The following is a 14,703-nucleotide window of genomic DNA, read 5'->3' on the forward strand; positions in this document are numbered from 1 at the left end:
CCTGAATTGCTCAGCGCGCCGCGCGGCCCACACCGCCGCGCGGCTTGATCGCAGCGATGAGATCGCCGGTTTCGAGCCGTTCGAGGATCGGACATTCGGGCCGGTCGTCGCCGTGACAGGAATCGGCGAGCGTCGTCAGCGTGTTCGCCATCTCCTGCAAATCCCGGATCCTGCGGTGCAGATCATCGATATGGCCGCGCGCGATGCGCTTGACCTCGGCGCTGTGGCGCGACTGGTCCTGCCACAGGCCCAGCAATTCGGAAATCTCGGCGACTGAAAACCCCAGGTCGCGGGCGCGGCGAACGAAGCGCAGCATGTGAATGTCGGGTTCCGAGTATTCGCGATACCCCGATGCGGTGCGTTCGGCGCGCGGGATCAGCCCCGACTGCTCGTAATAGCGGATCATCTTGGCCGAAACGCCCGACGCCTCCGCAGCCTGACCGATATTCATCGCCTTCTCCATCCGCATCGTCACTCTATTCCCAGACCGCATGTGGGCTTTCGACTTGCCCGGATTCAAGACGCGAATTTTGTTGCCGCACAGACGTTGACCTTCCAACGATGGGAAGGCCTACATGAAGCGCACCGAACACATCGAAACCGGAGCGCCCAATGAACAAGCTTGTCCCCATCGCCCTTGCCGCATTCGTCGCCAGCGTCGGATTTGCCGTCGCGCAAAATGCGACGACCGGACACGAAGGGCACGGCGGCCATTCGATGACGAACACGGACGCAGCGGCGGAAACACCGGCGACGGCCGCCTATCGCGCGGCCAACGATCGCATGCACGAAGCGATGACGGAGGACTTCACCGGCGATGCCGACGTCGATTTCATGCGTGGCATGATCCCGCATCATCAGGGCGCGATCGACATGGCGCGAATCGTCCTCGAACACGGGTCGGACCCGCAGGTTCGCGCGCTCGCCGAAGAGGTGATCGCGACGCAAGAGGCCGAGATCGACATGATGGAAAAATGGCTGGCCGAGCACGGCCGCTAAGCCGAACCTCTTCTCCTTTCCTCGTATTTCAGGAATGATGAGCGCCATGACGACGACTGTTTCGAAGCGTGCCGAACTCCACCGGATGGTGATGTCCGAACACACCTGCCCCTTCGGATTGAAGGCGCTCGACCTCCTGAAGCGCGAAGGCTACGCGGTCGATGACCACAAGCTGACCTCGCGGCCGCAGATCGATGCCTTCAAGGAACAGCACGGGGTCAGGACGACGCCGCAAGTTTTCATCGAGGGCACGCGGATCGGGGGCTATGACGAACTTCTCAAGTTCCTGGGCAAAAGCGTGAAGGACAAGAACGCCGTCACCTACGCACCGGTGATCGCGCTGTTCTCGATGGGCGCGTCGATGGCGGTCGCGGCGAGCTGGGCTGCATATGGAACGATCTTCACCGTCCAGGCGGCGGAATGGTTCATCGCGATCTCGATGTGTCTTCTGGCGCTGCAAAAGCTGAAGGACATCGAAGGCTTCGCGACCATGTTCCTCAACTACGACCTGCTCGCGCAGCGCTGGGTGCGCTATTCCTACATCTATCCGTTCGCCGAGGGGCTTGCTGGCCTTCTGATGATGGCCGGCGCGCTGATGTGGCTGTCAATCCCGCTGGCGCTCTTCATCGGCACGATCGGCGCGATCTCGGTCTTCAAGGCGGTCTATATCGACAGGCGCGAACTGAAATGCGCCTGCGTGGGCGGCGACAGCAACGTCCCGCTGGGTTTCGTGTCGCTGACGGAAAACCTGATGATGGTGGGTATGGCCGTGTGGATGCTGGTCAAGCCGATGGGGGTCGGGCTTTGATGCGCGAGCGCGTTCCGCGCGGCTGTCCGCCATGATGCGGCAGGCGTGATCACGTCGTCTGATAGAGCCGCTTGATCCGTAACGGATCGTCGGTTGCGCTGGCAAATGCTTGCCCTTCTTGAACTGTGCCCGAGTCCGTGCTCGCTGCCTCCTCATTGACAAATGCCGGTCATTGAGAGACGCTGGATATGAAACATGAATCATGTGTCATACCTGGGAGGAGAGCATAAAGAAGGTAATCAAGGCGGTCATGGCGTCAATCGCCTTCACCGCTGCGGTGGGCGCGTTCGGAACGGCGCGGGCGGAGGACATCACCATCGCCCATGTCTATGGCAAGACGGGCGCACTCGAAGCCTATGCGAAACAGTCTCATGACGGTCTGCTGCTCGGGCTGGAATACGCCACGGACGGCACGATGGAGATCGACGGGCGACGCCTCGTCGTCATCGAGAAGGACACGCAGCTTCGTCCCGAACTCGGCCGCGCGCTGCTGGCCGAAGCCTATGGCGACGACAACGCCACGATCGCCGTGGGAGACGTCTCGTCGGGCGTCGCACTCGCCATGCTTCCGGTCGCCGAGGAATTCGAGCGCCTGCTGATCGTCGAGCCGGCGGTGGCCGATTCCATCACCGGGCCGGACTGGAACCGGTACATCTTCCGCACGAGCGCCCCCGGTCATGGCCGCAAGCCCTTTTCAAGCATGTCGAAAACTTCGGCGACGACCGCGTCCGGGTCGAGATCGTCCTGTTGCTGCCATACGCAGAAGCGCTCGCCCAGGGTCTTGGCCATTCCCATCAGCGCCCAAGCCCTGATTTCGGCATTGCCGGGGCGGATCGTGCCGTCCTGCGCCGCCTCGGCGAGGTTTTGCGCGTAGGCCTTGGCGAAATTGCTGAAATAATCCCGATAGGCATCGGGCGCGACGAAGCGGGCTTCCTCGACGATGTTGTAAAGGCTCGGACGCTCGGCCACGAACCGAAGAAATGCCCCGAGGCCGACCCGCTCGGCCTCGACCCGGTCCGCGATGCCCGCGACCGCCTCGGACAGGCGCGCGCGCGTCAGCCTGCCCATCAGCGCGACGAGTTCGCGAAACACCATGTCCTTGGTGGAAAAGTAGATGTAGAACGTGCCCTGCGCGATGCCTGCCGCACGCGTGATGTCGGTGATGGACGACGAGGCGAAGCCGCGCTTGCCGATCTCCGCCTCGGCTGCCGCCAGGATCGCGTTTCTCGTATCCTCGCCCCGTGCGGTTCGCGTCTTCTTCATCGCGCCAAAAGCTCTCAAATATGAAACATGATTCACTCGTCATAATGGATCGCGTTGCCGACAAGTCAAGGTGCAAGGCACGGGCGGCGCTTCTATCGAAATCCGAAATGCTTCAAGTCAAGTCTGCATTCAAGAATTCTCCGCCGAGCAAATATCTCGAAAGCGAGACCTCTGCGCCTGGCCCGGCATCGGCAAGCCTTCCCCGTCAATCGCCCAGGACCGTGCCTTCGCGACGCTTGTCGGCGGCACCGACGAGGCCGTCGTCGGTGATCGCGATGACGTGAATGCCGGAGTTGAGATCGGTCACATTGACGTCGTGACCGAGCGCCCTCAACCCTTCGGCGAAGGCTGTCGCCCCTTCGCCTTCCTCGACATTGGTGCGGCCGTTGAGATTGGTCACATGCGGCAGGTCGATCGCGTCTTGCGGGTCCATGCCCCAGTCGAGGATCGAGATGAGCGACAGCGCCGTATAGTCGATGATGGCCGCGCCGCCGGGGCTGCCGGTCAGGAGGACAGGCCGGCCGTCTTCGAACACGACGGTCGGCGCCATCGACGAACGCGGGCGCTTGCCCGGTTCCACCCGGTTGGCGACCGGCGCGCCATCGGCCTCGGGTGCGAAGGAGAAGTCCGTCAGTTCGTTGTTGAGCAGGAAGCCGCGCGTCATGACGCGGTTGCCGAAGCCGCTCTCGATGGTCGTCGTGGCTGAAATCGCGTTGCCCTCGCCGTCCACGATGACGAAATGCGACGTTCCGGCACGCGGCCGCTCGATATCGGGGGTGAGCGAAGCCTTGTCCCAGCCGGGCGGAACACCCGGCGACGCGACGCCCATGCTCGCGTCAGGGTCGATCAGTGCACTGCGCTCCTCCAGATAAATCTCGTCCAGATAAGCGTCCGGGATATCGACGAAATCGCTGTCGCCCAGATAGAGCCCGCGATCGGCGAAGGCAAGGCGCGAGGCCTCCGCGAACAGATGCCGGAACGCGACGCCGTCCTCCATCGACGCCAGGTCGAAGGGTTCAAGGATGCCCAGCATCTGGCCGACGGTGAAGGCACCGGACGAGGGCGGCCCCATGCCGCAGACTTCGTAGCTGCGATACTCCATGCACACGGGATCGCGCATGACCACCTCATAGGCCGCGAAATCCTCCATCGTCAAAATGCCGGGATTGATGTTGGTCCTGAGCGCGGCAACGATGTCTTCGGCAATCTCGCCGGTATAGAAGGGCGCGGCGCCCTCCTCGGCGAGAAGCCTCAAACTGTTCGCATAGGGCTGATTGGCGAGTGTCGATCCTTCGGCGATCGGCCGGCCTTCGGGAAGGAAATAGTCGCCGGTCGCCACGAAGGTGTCGAGCCCCTCCGTCCCGGCAATTGCGGCGGCGAGGCGCTGTGTGACGGTGAAGCCCTTTTCGGCGGTCTCGATGGCCGGCTGGATCAAGTCTGCCCATTCCATCGTGCCGTGGTCGCGATGGATTCGTTCGAGCAGCATCGGCGTTCCCGGCACGCCGGCCGAGCGCCCGCCGATCACCGCATCGGTAAATGCCAGCGGCTCGCCGTTCTGATCGAGCCAGTAATCGTCTTCGGCCGCCAATGGTGCCTTTTCGCGCGCGTCATAGGTCGAAAGGCTGGCCGAATCCGCGTCCCAGTAAAGCAGGAACGCTCCGCCGCCGAGCCCCGAACTTTGAGGCTCGACCAGCCCGAGCATCGTCTGCACGGCAACAGCAGCATCGGCCGCCGATCCTCCCGCGGCCAGAATGTCATAGCCGGCCTGCGTGGCGAGCGGATGTGCGGAGGCGACCATGAAATCATCCGCCAGAACCGACTGCCTTTGAGCGATGGCCGTTGTTTCCTCAGGCTGGGGGCGGGCTTCCTGAGCGAAGAGCTGGGTGGATGCGAAGCCACTTGCCGCGACAACGCCAACGAACGAGCGAACCAAGATCGTCATATGAATTCCTCCACGCATCATGAGCCGGTGTGCCGAGCCCTTGTGGAACCGGCCTTGAACCGACCATACCCCGTCATGTGGAAAGTGGCCAATTTCGAGCCGGGTCGCTAACGGCTGCTTCCGAGGATCGTCGTCGGCTTGCGCTGCGGCGTTTCGACCCTATGGGCCGATCGAAGCGTCAGCAGGCTTGTCGATATCCCCCGCGCTTTGTAAATGCTGCGCCGTGGGGATGGGCATGGCTGCGCGCAAGAGATTCATCAAGGATGTGGGGCTCGCGCTTGCGGCGCTGTCGGTCTACTTTCTTGCGCTCCTCACGCCACTTCACCACGTCTCGGCGACACAAAACAGCCTTGCCGAACTCGGATTCGAGACGGCCGGTACCTGGACCATCTGTTCCGTCGACGGCGCGCAGGATCGGGAGAAACCCTTTGCAGTTCAATGCCCGGTCTGCTGTCTCGTCAAGGCTCAAGGTTTCATTCCTCCGACCATCGATTACGTGGCCGCGAACCCGTCGGTCCGGCCCGAGCCGCCGATCGTTTCCGAACGGCTCGCGCCGCACCCGTTCGACGTCAACTTTCGAGCAGCCCCTCGAGCGCCGCCGCTCGCAGCCTCGGTCTGACGGCGCCTAGCGCCCTGTTTCATCCCAAGACTGGACTCGCGGTGCCGATCGGCCCGTGCTGCCGAAAGTTAATGCCATGCCACTTTTGTCCGTATCCGGTTCGACCCTTATCGAAGGGGCGAGCCATGAGTGATGCTGCCACCGGCCTCAAGCCGTTCGTCACGCGGCTGCACTTCTACATCGGCCTGTTCGTCGGGCCGTTCATCCTGATAGCGGCCGTCACCGGGCTGCTCTATGTGCTCACGCCCCAGCTTGAGGACTGGATTTATCGGGACCAACTGCGCACCGCATCGGAAGGGCCGGCCGTCTCGTTGAGCGCGCAAGCTGCCGCCGCGCGCGCGTTCATCGGCGACGCGCCGACGCTTTTCGCCGTTCGTCCCGCAATCGGACCGGGCTACACGACCCGCATCATGTTCAGCGAACCGGGGCATGGCGGCTCCGAGAGCCGGGCGATATTCGTCGACCCCGCCACGCTGGAGATCAGGGGAGACCTGATCGTTTACGGCACGAGCGGGACATTGCCGTTCCGCACGGCCATCGATTACCTGCATCGCAATCTCATGCTGGGCGAGCCGGGGCGCATCTACAGCGAACTGGCAGCCTCGTGGCTGTGGATCGTCGCCCTCGGCGGCGCGGCGATGTGGTGGTGGCGGCGCAGCCCAAGGCGCTCGTCGGCCGATCTGAACGCCAATCTGCGCGCACGGCGGTTCCATGGACAGGTGGGCATATGGATCGTCGTCGGCCTGGTCTTCGTTTCGGCAACAGGTCTAACATGGTCCGAACGGGCCGGTGGCCGCATTTCTGAACTCAGAAACGCAGTCGGGTGGGTTACGCCTTCCGTTTCGACCTTGCTGGCCGATGAAAACCCGGCGGCCGACGGCCATCACGCCCATCATGCTCCCGTTCTTTTCGACGGGCCGCAGAACACGGATCATGCCCTTCAGCTCGACCGGATCGAGGCAGCAAGTCGGCGGGCCGGCCTTGCGTCGCCAATGATCGAAATCCAAGTGCCACGGGCCGAAGATCGCGGCTGGATGGTGCGCGAATACGACCGGTCGTGGCCATCCGACGTCGATGCCGTGGCTATCGATCCGCGTACGATGGAGGTGATCGACAGCGCCTTCTTCGAAACCTTCCCCGTGGTCGCCAAACTCATCCGCTGGGGGATCGATCTGCACATGGGCATCCTGTTCGGAATCGCGAACCAGATCCTGATGGCGGCGATCGCCATCGGATTGATCGTCAGCATAATCTATGGATACCGAATCTGGTGGCTGCGTCGCCCTTCCCCCGGATCGGCCCCAAGGACGCTCGTCCAGAGCTGGTCGCATTTGTCATCGTCGCTCAAAATGGCAACGATTGCGATCGCGGCATTTTTCGGTTGGGCGCTTCCACTTGTCGGGGCGAGCCTGACGGCTTTTCTGTTGGTGGATATCGCCCGCTGGCGTTTCGCCGCCACGCGCCCAAAGACAGCATAGAACCTGATCGGCTTGCGGGCGGCGATCGGCGCCGCCCGCAGTTGGTAACTCCGTCCCGTGAATGCTTCACGCCGTTACTGGTTGATCTCGGGTTCGACGAGTTTCGCGAGCTTGCGCAGGGATTCCTGCCAGCCGAGATAGCAGGCCTCGGCCGGGATCACATCCGGCACGCCTTGCTGCTCGATATTGACTTCCGTGCCCACGGACACCGCCTTCAGTTCGACCGTGACCTTCATTTCGCCCGGCAAATTGGCGTCGTCGAATGTGTCGGTGTAGACGAGGCGCTCGCCTGGTATGAGTTCCAGATAGGTGCCGCCGAAGGAATGGCTGTGCCCCGTGGTGAAATTCCGGAACGACATCCGATGCTTCCCGCCAACCTTCGCTTCGAGCTCATGGACGGTACAGGTGAACCCGAAAGGCGGAAGCCAGCTCGCCGTCGCATCGGGTTCGAGGAAGGCGCGATAAAGCTTGTCGGGCTTGGCGGCGAAGACGCGGTGAAGACGGATCGTGCTGGGCATGGTTCTCTCCCTTGGTTCGGTTTCAGTTGGATAATCGGTCCGGCGGGCGGCCACTCGCCGCCTGTCATGGCAACGACGAACGGCACTGCGGGAATCCGACTTTGCGTCGAAAAAAATGCGAGGTGCCGGGCAACCCCGTCATTTGTCGGTTCCCGGCCTTGTATATTCGAGCTGCATGGCGACGACATCCGTGGTTCGCGCTCCGTAGCGCGCCGTGATCGCATCGAGCGCGAGATCGAGCGCATCGGCGGGTTTGCGCTCAGCAAAGGTCGAGACGCGAAAATCCTCGGGCATGGTCGCATCGGACCGGCCGGGAATGATGCGCACACCGTTCCTGCTGTCTATCGCGCCGGCCGCAGCGAAGGTCGTCACATTCGAGCGATATGTCCGCGACCAGGCATCGGCGATCAAGGCAAGCGATACTTCGTCCATGCCCGGTTCGAGGCGAATGCCGAGCTCTTCCCGGTTCCAGAAGGCCATCCTGTTGGCGAGCACCGTCGTCGCGAAGGAACGCGTGAGCCTGAACGCACCGCTTGCGTGCCGCGCATCCCACCGTTCGAGGCCCAGATCATGCGCCGCCGCCTCGGCCCTGCTGCGTCCGGCGATCGCCTCGATCAATGTGAGCATCATTGGCATGGAGGCGGATATGCCGGTCGTCGTCGCCACGCGCCCGTCCAGGACCATGCGCCGGTCCGCGACATATCGAATCGTGGGGCTGCGCTCCAGCATCTCATCCAGATAGTACCAGTGCGTCGTCGCTCGCTTGCCATCGAGCAGGTCGGCCGCAGCGACGACCTTGGCACCGGCGCAGATGCCGATGATCCGTGCCCCCTTCTGCGCCTGGTTCCGCAGCCAGGCGATCACTGCCGGATCATCGTCACGGCTCATGGCAGGCACGATCACATAGTCCGCGCCCTCGGGGTGGGCGGCGTCGAACGCCGCGATGGTCGCATCGGGCTCGACCACAAGCGCGGGATAGAGGCGCACCGGTCCCGGATCGGTCGCCAGCATCATCACATCGGCCACATCGGCGCGGCGCAGGATGCCGGTCGGCGTCAGATAGTCGGTCGTCTCCGTCGCGTCGTTGATACCGATCACGGCCACCAGCGGACGCCCGCGCCTGTCCGGCTTGAGCGATGCCAGCATCGCATCCGCCTCCTGTTGCGGGACCGGCGGCGCCTCGGCGGACGCGTTCGACCTTGGCAAGCTGAGCACCCAGCCACCGAAGCCAGCCAGACAAAGGGCGACGAAAGCACCCGCACCCCAAAGGACGTATGATCTCGACATGACCGGTCTCCCTTTATGAACGGCGTAGGTTTGGATTAGCCGGCTTTCGTTTCCGGCGTTTTTCCTCATCCGGCCTGAAGGTATCAGGGCGAGCATCTGGCAGGTATGACAAAGAAGTGGTAATTTCTGCCAATGCATCATGTTGCGTTTATCGTCTATCCGGGCTTCGAACTGCTCGACATGTCGGGACCGGCCTCGGTCTTCGGCGGCGCCAATCGCGCGCTGAGCCAGCGTGGAGAGCCCGCATTCTACACGGTCGTGCTCGCATCGGCCCAAGGCGGCGCCATCGAAAGCAGCAGTGGGGTCGCGCTTGAGACCCGGCCCGTCGCCGATATGCGACCCGAAGACGTGCAAACGGTGCTGGTCGCGGGAGCGGAACGCGAACCCGTTCTGCACGCGGCGGCTGATCGTGTTCTGCTTGAAACCCTCCCGCAGCTTGCAAGGAAGGCGCAGCGCTTCGGCTCGGTCTGCACCGGCGGCTTCGTCCTGGCTGCCCTCGGGCTGCTGGACGGCAAGCGTGTCGCGACGCATTGGGACTCCTGCACGCCCCTTGCAAAGGCATTTCCAAGAATCGCGGTCGATCCCGATGCCCTTTATGTCATCGACGGCCGCCTGTGGACATCGGCAGGAGTGACCACCGGCATCGACATGGCGCTGGCGATGGTCGCGCAAGACCTCGACGCGTCGATCGCCGGCGAAGTCGCCAAAAGGCTGGTGCTCTATGCCCGGCGCCCGGGCTACCAGTCCCAGTTCAGCCCGGTTCTCAAGGCGCAAGCGAAGGGCGACAGCTCGTTCGCCGATCTGATCGGATGGATGCAGGCGAATCTCGACGCCCCGTTGAACGTGCCGTCGCTTGCCGCGCGTGCCGGCCTGTCGGAACGCACCTTCCATCGCAGATTCGTGGCCGCGACCGGCGAGACACCGGCGCGCTTCGTCGAGATCACCCGGCTCGACGCGGCGCGCATGCTTCTTTCGCGCGGTCTATCGCTGAAATTGGTCGCGGCACAAGTGGGACTGTTCCCGCCAACGCGCCTGGCGGAGGCCTTCGAGCGCCGGTTCGGCATCGCGCCGCGCCTGTTCCGAGACATGCACGCCGAACTGTGAGCGCCGATCAGCCAGCAACCTGCCGAGCGCTTTGGTGGTTGAGGCACATTTGCAGGCCAGGGCGGAATCGACAAAATGACGGGGCCGCGCAGCTCCATGTCGAAAGGGGCTTCACCTGTGGTTATGGAAATCGAACGCAGCGGGCTCGACCGATTGACGACGCGGCTTCTCTGGTTGTCGATCCTTCTTGCTTTTCTGCATCATGCCGATCACGCCTTGCGCGTCGATCACAGCGGGTGGCCGTTTCGCGAGATGGTCACGCCCTTCACCTACAGTCTTGCCGCTTATCCGGTGATCTTGTTCGCGCTCTTCGGACCGCTGCGCCTGTTCTGGATGCGGTGGGTGCTGCTGGCCGCTGCTACGGCCTTTACGATCTTCGCTCATACCGCGATCGAGAACCCGATGACGCAATTTCATATGCGGGCACATAATGCCAGCGCTCACGACGAAGGATTGCGCAACGCCCTCGATGTCAGATCACCCTTGTTGGGCGTCCTGTCGATGACGATCGGCATGGCGCTCAACATCACGGCGATCGTCGCGACACTCGCGACGGCGCGATGCGGGCTGCAAAAGCCAGGCCGTTCCCGCTAAGCTTCGTGACGAGAATATCTGGCCAGGGGGTTGGCGTGCGGCACCGACGTGAATTCCTGAATCTCATGGCGCTGGCAGCAACGCTGCCGCTCATCGGTTGCAGCAAGGAGGACGCAATGCCGGTCGAGGCTTGGGATGTCTGGCAGGCGGACTGGCGGTGGATGGAAGACGTCGCCCGGCGGCGCGGATGGGATTTCGTGCCGCTTTCAGTTTCCGCGCCGGCAAGCGAGGCGGCAATGCGACGCCTCGAAGTGGCTGCGGGCATGCCGGTGCCGGCACAGCTTCGCGCGGTGCTGACGCGATGCGCCGCGAGCGTGCGCTTCGAATGGCATGTCCCGGCACATCTTGCGGCGATGGAGCAGCGTGCCTTTCCCACGTCGAGCTTCAATCGCGGCTTCGCCTGGGATCTCGACCAGATCGAAAACCATGCGATCCCGAACTTCCTGGCCTGGAAGGAACAGTTGGAGACGATCGATCGATCCGAGGCACCCGATACGCCAGCGATGTGGGAGCGGCAGTTTCCGGTTTTCTGGCTCGTCAACGGAGACATCCTGACGATCGACATGCGCGAGCCCGACGGCCCGCATCCGGTTCGATATTTCAGCCACGACCTCGAAATGCTGCACGGGCAGGCGCTTGCACCTGACTTCCTGACCTTCGTCGGCGAGATGGCGCGGCTCGGCCAGGCCGGCACCGAATGGGCATCGTGGATGCGCTTCGGCGAATGGAACGAGGATCGCTACTATCTGCGCTCGGACGGTCCCGGCGCGATCGAGTGGCGGCGATGGCTTGAGAGCGACCCGGCCCTGACGAAACCAGATGAGCCGCCACCGGTGATCCTGGCCGAGACGGAGGTCGAGCGCGCGCTTCTCGAGGCGGCGCGAAACGGCGACACGGCCGCGGCGCTCGCAGCGCTTGGCGCGAGCGCGCGGCCCGACGTCGTCTGGAACCCGGAATGGTCGCAGAAGGATCCTTCATCCGACGACGAATTCGCGACGGCGATCACCTATGCCGTCAGGCGTGGCGACACGGCCTTCGCCGAGCAACTCACCCTGCGTGGCGCATCGCTGGACACGCGCCACCTCGCCGTCGCCGAAGCGGTTTCGCGCGGGTCGGTCCAGACCCTTCGATGGCTCGTCGGCAAGGGCGCGCGGGTGAACGGCTGGAAGGCCGAACGCTACTGGCCGCTGCACCTCTTGATGACCCGCCGCCACCGCTTCGTCGCCACGTCACCGGCGGAACTCGAAGCGCGGCTTCGCAAGGAGGGCGAAGGCGTCTGGGTCGTTGAGGGAATGGATGCCGAGACCACGGCCATCATGAAAAGCGCGATGGAGACGTCGCTTGCACGCGACCTGGCTGCCTTCATTACCCCGGAGGATTTTCTGGCGATGCTGGAAACGCTTCTGGAAGCCGGGGCCGAACCGGATGCACCGTGGGACAACGGCATCACCATGCTGATGTGGGGCGGCCTCGAAAGTGCGCGCATCCTTTTGCGCCACGGCGCCGACCCGAATGCGAGCACGCCGGGCGGCATGATGCCGCTGCATTTCACCAGTTCGCCGCAGGTCGCGCGCATTCTGGTGGCGGCGGGCGCCGACGTGAATGCGCTGGCGTCCCCGGACGGGCGAAGAAGCGAAAGCGATCCGGTCTACACACCCTTGCAATCCTCGTTGATGCTGGGAGATTTGCGCGGCACGGAACTTGCCGAAACGCTGCTCGAACTTGGGGCCGATCCCTTCAGACGCGACGGCGAAGGCTTTCCCACACTTGGCTACGCCAGCAGCGTCCCCGCCTTCGAGCTGATGAAGCCCTACGGCCTCGATCCGCTCGAACGAATGCCTGACGGCGGAACGCTTCTGCATCGGCTCTACCGGCAACGCGGCGCGATCCGCGCGAATTTTCCGCAGGAGGTCGCGATCCTCGACCTCCTGTTGTCGCAGGGCATCGATATCAACGCACAGGATCGGACGGGACAGACAGTTCTCCACATCGCCGCGCCCGATGCAATCGATGCCGCCTCGATCGAACTTCTCCTGAAAAGGGGGGCCGATCGAAGCCTGAAGAATTCGGACGGAAAGCGCGCCGTCGACCTGATCCCACGATCCAGGAAAGACTTGCGTGCCCCGCTCAATCCAGCCGGGTAAAATCCGGTCTTAACCGCCTGCTTGCGATCAACGAGGTGCCCGTCGCATCAACCGCTGGAAGTTTGCTCGTTCATTTCAAGCGTTCGACAAAGGCGGCAAGCTGGTCGATCGTGGTGCCCCAGCCTTCGTAGAATCCCATTTCCTCGTGCTTGCGGCTGTCGCCGGTGTTCTTGTGCATGACACGCGCGGAATATCGGGTGCCCCGCCCCTCCGTCTCGAATGTCATGATCGCGGTCAAGGCCAGCCATGGCTCGATCGGTCGCCAACCTTCCGCGAGCGCCGTGGTGAATACCAGGCGCTGTTCGGGAGCCATATCCAGAAAGCAGCCTTCGACATGCGGGCTGAACTCTCCGCCGCCTTCGCGCATCTGCGTCTCGAAAGCACCTTCCGGCCGCAGGTCCAGCTTGCATTCGATAGGCGCGGGTATCCACCATTTCGCAAAATGTTCGGCGTCGCTCCACGCCGTCCAGACCTTGGCTGGCGACGCATCGATGAAGCGCGAAATCGTAAGCTCGGAATTCTCAATCGCCATTTTCGCTGTCCCATGACATTTGGGTTTCGACATAGTCGGCAAGCCGGTCCGTCCTGCCCTGCCAAAGCGTGCGTTGCCGGGAAAGCCACGTTTCGAAAGCTCACCATATGGCAAACTAAAAACGATTCTTCGTGTCGAGGCGGCTGGGACCGCGATCATCATGTGGGGCGAGCAGGTTCTGCCTTCACGTCCAGAACCGACGCGATTCGATGTGGATTTCAGTCAGCCACTTGGTCGAAAAACCACGATCCGGGGCATGCTTTGTCCCTTCTCCCTGAGAGTGGATGAGCACTCATCCCAGTTGCAAAACTGATGATCCGTCGTTCGTTCGCGCACAGTGCAGCGCCACATATTCTGGCTGTTGGCAACTCGACGGACGCATGCCACAACAATTCAATGGTTGTTGAAGTGTTGAAATATTAGCTGGAAGAAAAACAGGCACTGAGCGCGTTCGGCGCGCGCTCCCAGGAAACGTGCCTGCGCATAGTTAAATGCCTCGTCACCGTTGGGCCGAAAGGAATGTCCGCAGGTAAGTTGGGTGAGGGAATGAAGCGTCATCCTCACGAATGTCGTTCCATCTCAGTCATCTGGAAGGCGCGGGACTGATTGAATCGCGGCGAAGGCCGTTCGATCATTTACAGCGCGAAGTTCGCGGCCCTGTCTTCATTGATCTAATTTCTGATGACGGACTGCTGCCAAGGGCATCCCGAAGTTTGCAATCCGGCAGTGGCCGCATTGGCTGCATGCTGCGAAAGGGACCATTCATGGCTGAGCAAGCGAAAGCCCAGTACGATGTCCTTTTCCTGTGCACCGACAACGTCACAGCCATGCGCTATCGCCGCAACCGTATCGCGGCCTTTGCCTCGCTTCCGGCGACGACACTGGACAGGTCTTCCCTGAGCGTTCGGATGAACGAAATCGGCCACGGCGAAGGGGCGATCACTCCCCGCAACAGTGCGGCGTGATGGTGATGGACGTCGTTATCTATCACAATCCCGAATGCGGCCCGTCACGTAACACGCTCGGAATGATCCGCAACGCGGGTATCGAACCGCATGTGGTTGAATATCTCAAAACGCCGCCGTCGAGAGCGATGCTCGTCGGTCTGCTTGATCGCATGGATATCATGCTTCGCGAGTTGCTCCGCCAGAAGGGCACTCCCTACTGCGAACTTGGTCTCGACGACCTGTCATTGAGCGATCAAACCTCATCGAAGCGATGTTGGACCACCCGATCCTGATCAACCGTCCGATAGTGGTTTGCCCGAAGGGAGTACGCCTGTGTCGCCCCTCCGAAACTGCAATAGATCTCCTGCCGGCCCAGTGCACCGACTTCATCAAGGAGGATGGCGAGCGGGTACCTGCCGAACAGGCGACGGCACCGATGAAGCATCCCTGATAATCTTCCGCTTGGAG

The 14,703-nt window shown here is 62.6% G+C and carries 14 protein-coding genes and 3 pseudogenes; 11 read left to right on the forward strand and 6 right to left on the reverse strand.

What is annotated here, in order from left to right; translation table 11 throughout:
- Window positions 1-10: 10 nt before the first annotated feature.
- Complete coding sequence (cueR, locus tag GTW25_RS18225; protein ID WP_252913714.1) at window positions 11-451, reverse strand: Cu(I)-responsive transcriptional regulator; 441 nt, start codon at window positions 449-451, stop codon at window positions 11-13.
- Between the two features lie 161 nt (window positions 452-612).
- On the opposite strand from cueR, the gene copM reads away from it, so the two are divergent.
- The 3 genes and pseudogenes from copM to GTW25_RS18240 all read left to right on the forward strand — a co-directional run.
- A complete protein-coding gene (gene copM, locus GTW25_RS18230; protein ID WP_252913715.1) occupies window positions 613-999 on the forward strand; it encodes a CopM family metallochaperone in 387 nt (128 codons plus the stop codon).
- A 46-nt stretch (window positions 1,000-1,045) separates the two neighbouring features.
- Window positions 1,046-1,807, forward strand: coding sequence for a glutaredoxin (locus tag GTW25_RS18235; protein WP_252913716.1), 762 nt, complete (start codon window positions 1,046-1,048; stop codon window positions 1,805-1,807).
- A gap of 250 nt (window positions 1,808-2,057) precedes the next feature.
- Window positions 2,058-2,471: pseudogene (locus GTW25_RS18240) on the forward strand (ABC transporter substrate-binding protein); the annotation flags it as partial.
- A gap of 11 nt (window positions 2,472-2,482) precedes the next feature.
- Here GTW25_RS18240 and GTW25_RS18245 read toward each other — a convergent pair.
- The gene (locus GTW25_RS18245; RefSeq protein ID WP_252913717.1) at window positions 2,483-3,070 is read right to left on the reverse strand and encodes a TetR/AcrR family transcriptional regulator; all 588 of its coding nucleotides are present in this window, start codon (window positions 3,068-3,070) and stop codon (window positions 2,483-2,485) included.
- Between the two features lie 205 nt (window positions 3,071-3,275).
- Window positions 3,276-5,012, reverse strand: a complete 1,737-nt coding sequence (gene ggt, locus GTW25_RS18250; protein ID WP_252913719.1) for a gamma-glutamyltransferase — start codon at window positions 5,010-5,012, stop codon at window positions 3,276-3,278.
- 235 nt (window positions 5,013-5,247) lie between these two features.
- Here ggt and GTW25_RS18255 point away from each other — a divergent pair, with 235 nt between their 5' ends.
- Complete coding sequence (locus GTW25_RS18255; RefSeq protein ID WP_252913720.1) at window positions 5,248-5,631, forward strand: hypothetical protein; 384 nt, start codon at window positions 5,248-5,250, stop codon at window positions 5,629-5,631.
- A 125-nt stretch (window positions 5,632-5,756) separates the two neighbouring features.
- The gene (locus tag GTW25_RS18260; protein WP_252913721.1) at window positions 5,757-7,109 is read left to right on the forward strand and encodes a PepSY-associated TM helix domain-containing protein; all 1,353 of its coding nucleotides are present in this window, start codon (window positions 5,757-5,759) and stop codon (window positions 7,107-7,109) included.
- Window positions 7,110-7,183: 74 nt separating this feature from the next.
- On the opposite strand, the gene GTW25_RS18265 is transcribed toward GTW25_RS18260, so the two are convergent.
- On the reverse strand, window positions 7,184-7,627 hold the full coding sequence (locus tag GTW25_RS18265) for an SRPBCC family protein (RefSeq protein WP_252913723.1): 444 nt from the start codon (window positions 7,625-7,627) through the stop codon (window positions 7,184-7,186).
- Window positions 7,628-7,765: 138 nt separating this feature from the next.
- Entirely contained in the window at window positions 7,766-8,914 is a 1,149-nt protein-coding gene (locus GTW25_RS18270) for a DJ-1/PfpI family protein (protein ID WP_252913725.1), read from the reverse strand.
- A 132-nt stretch (window positions 8,915-9,046) separates the two neighbouring features.
- Here GTW25_RS18270 and GTW25_RS18275 point away from each other — a divergent pair, with 132 nt between their 5' ends.
- The 3 genes from GTW25_RS18275 to GTW25_RS20605 all read left to right on the forward strand — a co-directional run bounded on the left by GTW25_RS18275 (window position 9,047) and on the right by GTW25_RS20605 (window position 12,756).
- Window positions 9,047-10,018 carry a GlxA family transcriptional regulator gene (locus tag GTW25_RS18275; protein WP_252913727.1) on the forward strand — a complete coding sequence of 324 codons (972 nt, stop codon included), beginning with the start codon at window positions 9,047-9,049 and terminating at the stop codon, window positions 10,016-10,018.
- 75 nt (window positions 10,019-10,093) lie between these two features.
- Complete coding sequence (locus GTW25_RS18280; RefSeq protein WP_252913729.1) at window positions 10,094-10,612, forward strand: hypothetical protein; 519 nt, start codon at window positions 10,094-10,096, stop codon at window positions 10,610-10,612.
- 35 nt (window positions 10,613-10,647) lie between these two features.
- The gene (locus GTW25_RS20605; protein ID WP_252913730.1) at window positions 10,648-12,756 is read left to right on the forward strand and encodes an ankyrin repeat domain-containing protein; all 2,109 of its coding nucleotides are present in this window, start codon (window positions 10,648-10,650) and stop codon (window positions 12,754-12,756) included.
- A 70-nt stretch (window positions 12,757-12,826) separates the two neighbouring features.
- On the opposite strand, the gene GTW25_RS18290 is transcribed toward GTW25_RS20605, so the two are convergent.
- A complete protein-coding gene (locus GTW25_RS18290) occupies window positions 12,827-13,288 on the reverse strand; it encodes an SRPBCC family protein (RefSeq protein WP_252913732.1) in 462 nt (153 codons plus the stop codon).
- A 423-nt stretch (window positions 13,289-13,711) separates the two neighbouring features.
- Here GTW25_RS18290 and GTW25_RS18295 point away from each other — a divergent pair.
- The 3 genes and pseudogenes from GTW25_RS18295 to arsC form a co-directional block, all read left to right on the forward strand.
- Window positions 13,712-14,041: pseudogene (locus GTW25_RS18295) on the forward strand (ArsR/SmtB family transcription factor); the annotation flags it as partial.
- 11 nt (window positions 14,042-14,052) lie between these two features.
- Window positions 14,053-14,253, forward strand: a complete 201-nt coding sequence (locus tag GTW25_RS18300) for a ThiF family adenylyltransferase (RefSeq protein WP_252913733.1) — start codon at window positions 14,053-14,055, stop codon at window positions 14,251-14,253.
- A gap of 5 nt (window positions 14,254-14,258) precedes the next feature.
- Window positions 14,259-14,686 (forward strand): annotated as a pseudogene (arsC, locus tag GTW25_RS18305) (arsenate reductase (glutaredoxin)).
- Window positions 14,687-14,703 lie beyond the last annotated feature (17 nt).

The organism is Aliihoeflea aestuarii (genome assembly GCF_024105665.1).
Taxonomy (GTDB): Bacteria; Pseudomonadota; Alphaproteobacteria; order Rhizobiales; family Rhizobiaceae; genus Aliihoeflea; species Aliihoeflea aestuarii.

What these genes read in the sequence shown, in the direction of transcription:
- cueR (WP_252913714.1), bottom strand. Translation starts at nt 451, where the DNA reads ATGAATATCGGTCAGGCTGCGGAGGCGTCGGGCGTTTCGGCCAAGATG.
- copM (WP_252913715.1), top strand. Translation starts at nt 613, where the DNA reads ATGAACAAGCTTGTCCCCATCGCCCTTGCCGCATTCGTCGCCAGCGTC.
- GTW25_RS18235 (WP_252913716.1), top strand. Translation starts at nt 1,046, where the DNA reads ATGACGACGACTGTTTCGAAGCGTGCCGAACTCCACCGGATGGTGATG.
- GTW25_RS18245 (WP_252913717.1), bottom strand. Translation starts at nt 3,070, where the DNA reads ATGAAGAAGACGCGAACCGCACGGGGCGAGGATACGAGAAACGCGATC.
- ggt (WP_252913719.1), bottom strand. Translation starts at nt 5,012, where the DNA reads ATGACGATCTTGGTTCGCTCGTTCGTTGGCGTTGTCGCGGCAAGTGGC.
- GTW25_RS18255 (WP_252913720.1), top strand. Translation starts at nt 5,248, where the DNA reads ATGGCTGCGCGCAAGAGATTCATCAAGGATGTGGGGCTCGCGCTTGCG.
- GTW25_RS18260 (WP_252913721.1), top strand. Translation starts at nt 5,757, where the DNA reads ATGAGTGATGCTGCCACCGGCCTCAAGCCGTTCGTCACGCGGCTGCAC.
- GTW25_RS18265 (WP_252913723.1), bottom strand. Translation starts at nt 7,627, where the DNA reads ATGCCCAGCACGATCCGTCTTCACCGCGTCTTCGCCGCCAAGCCCGAC.
- GTW25_RS18270 (WP_252913725.1), bottom strand. Translation starts at nt 8,914, where the DNA reads ATGTCGAGATCATACGTCCTTTGGGGTGCGGGTGCTTTCGTCGCCCTT.
- GTW25_RS18275 (WP_252913727.1), top strand. Translation starts at nt 9,047, where the DNA reads ATGCATCATGTTGCGTTTATCGTCTATCCGGGCTTCGAACTGCTCGAC.
- GTW25_RS18280 (WP_252913729.1), top strand. Translation starts at nt 10,094, where the DNA reads ATGACGGGGCCGCGCAGCTCCATGTCGAAAGGGGCTTCACCTGTGGTT.
- GTW25_RS18290 (WP_252913732.1), bottom strand. Translation starts at nt 13,288, where the DNA reads ATGGCGATTGAGAATTCCGAGCTTACGATTTCGCGCTTCATCGATGCG.
- GTW25_RS18300 (WP_252913733.1), top strand. Translation starts at nt 14,053, where the DNA reads ATGGCTGAGCAAGCGAAAGCCCAGTACGATGTCCTTTTCCTGTGCACC.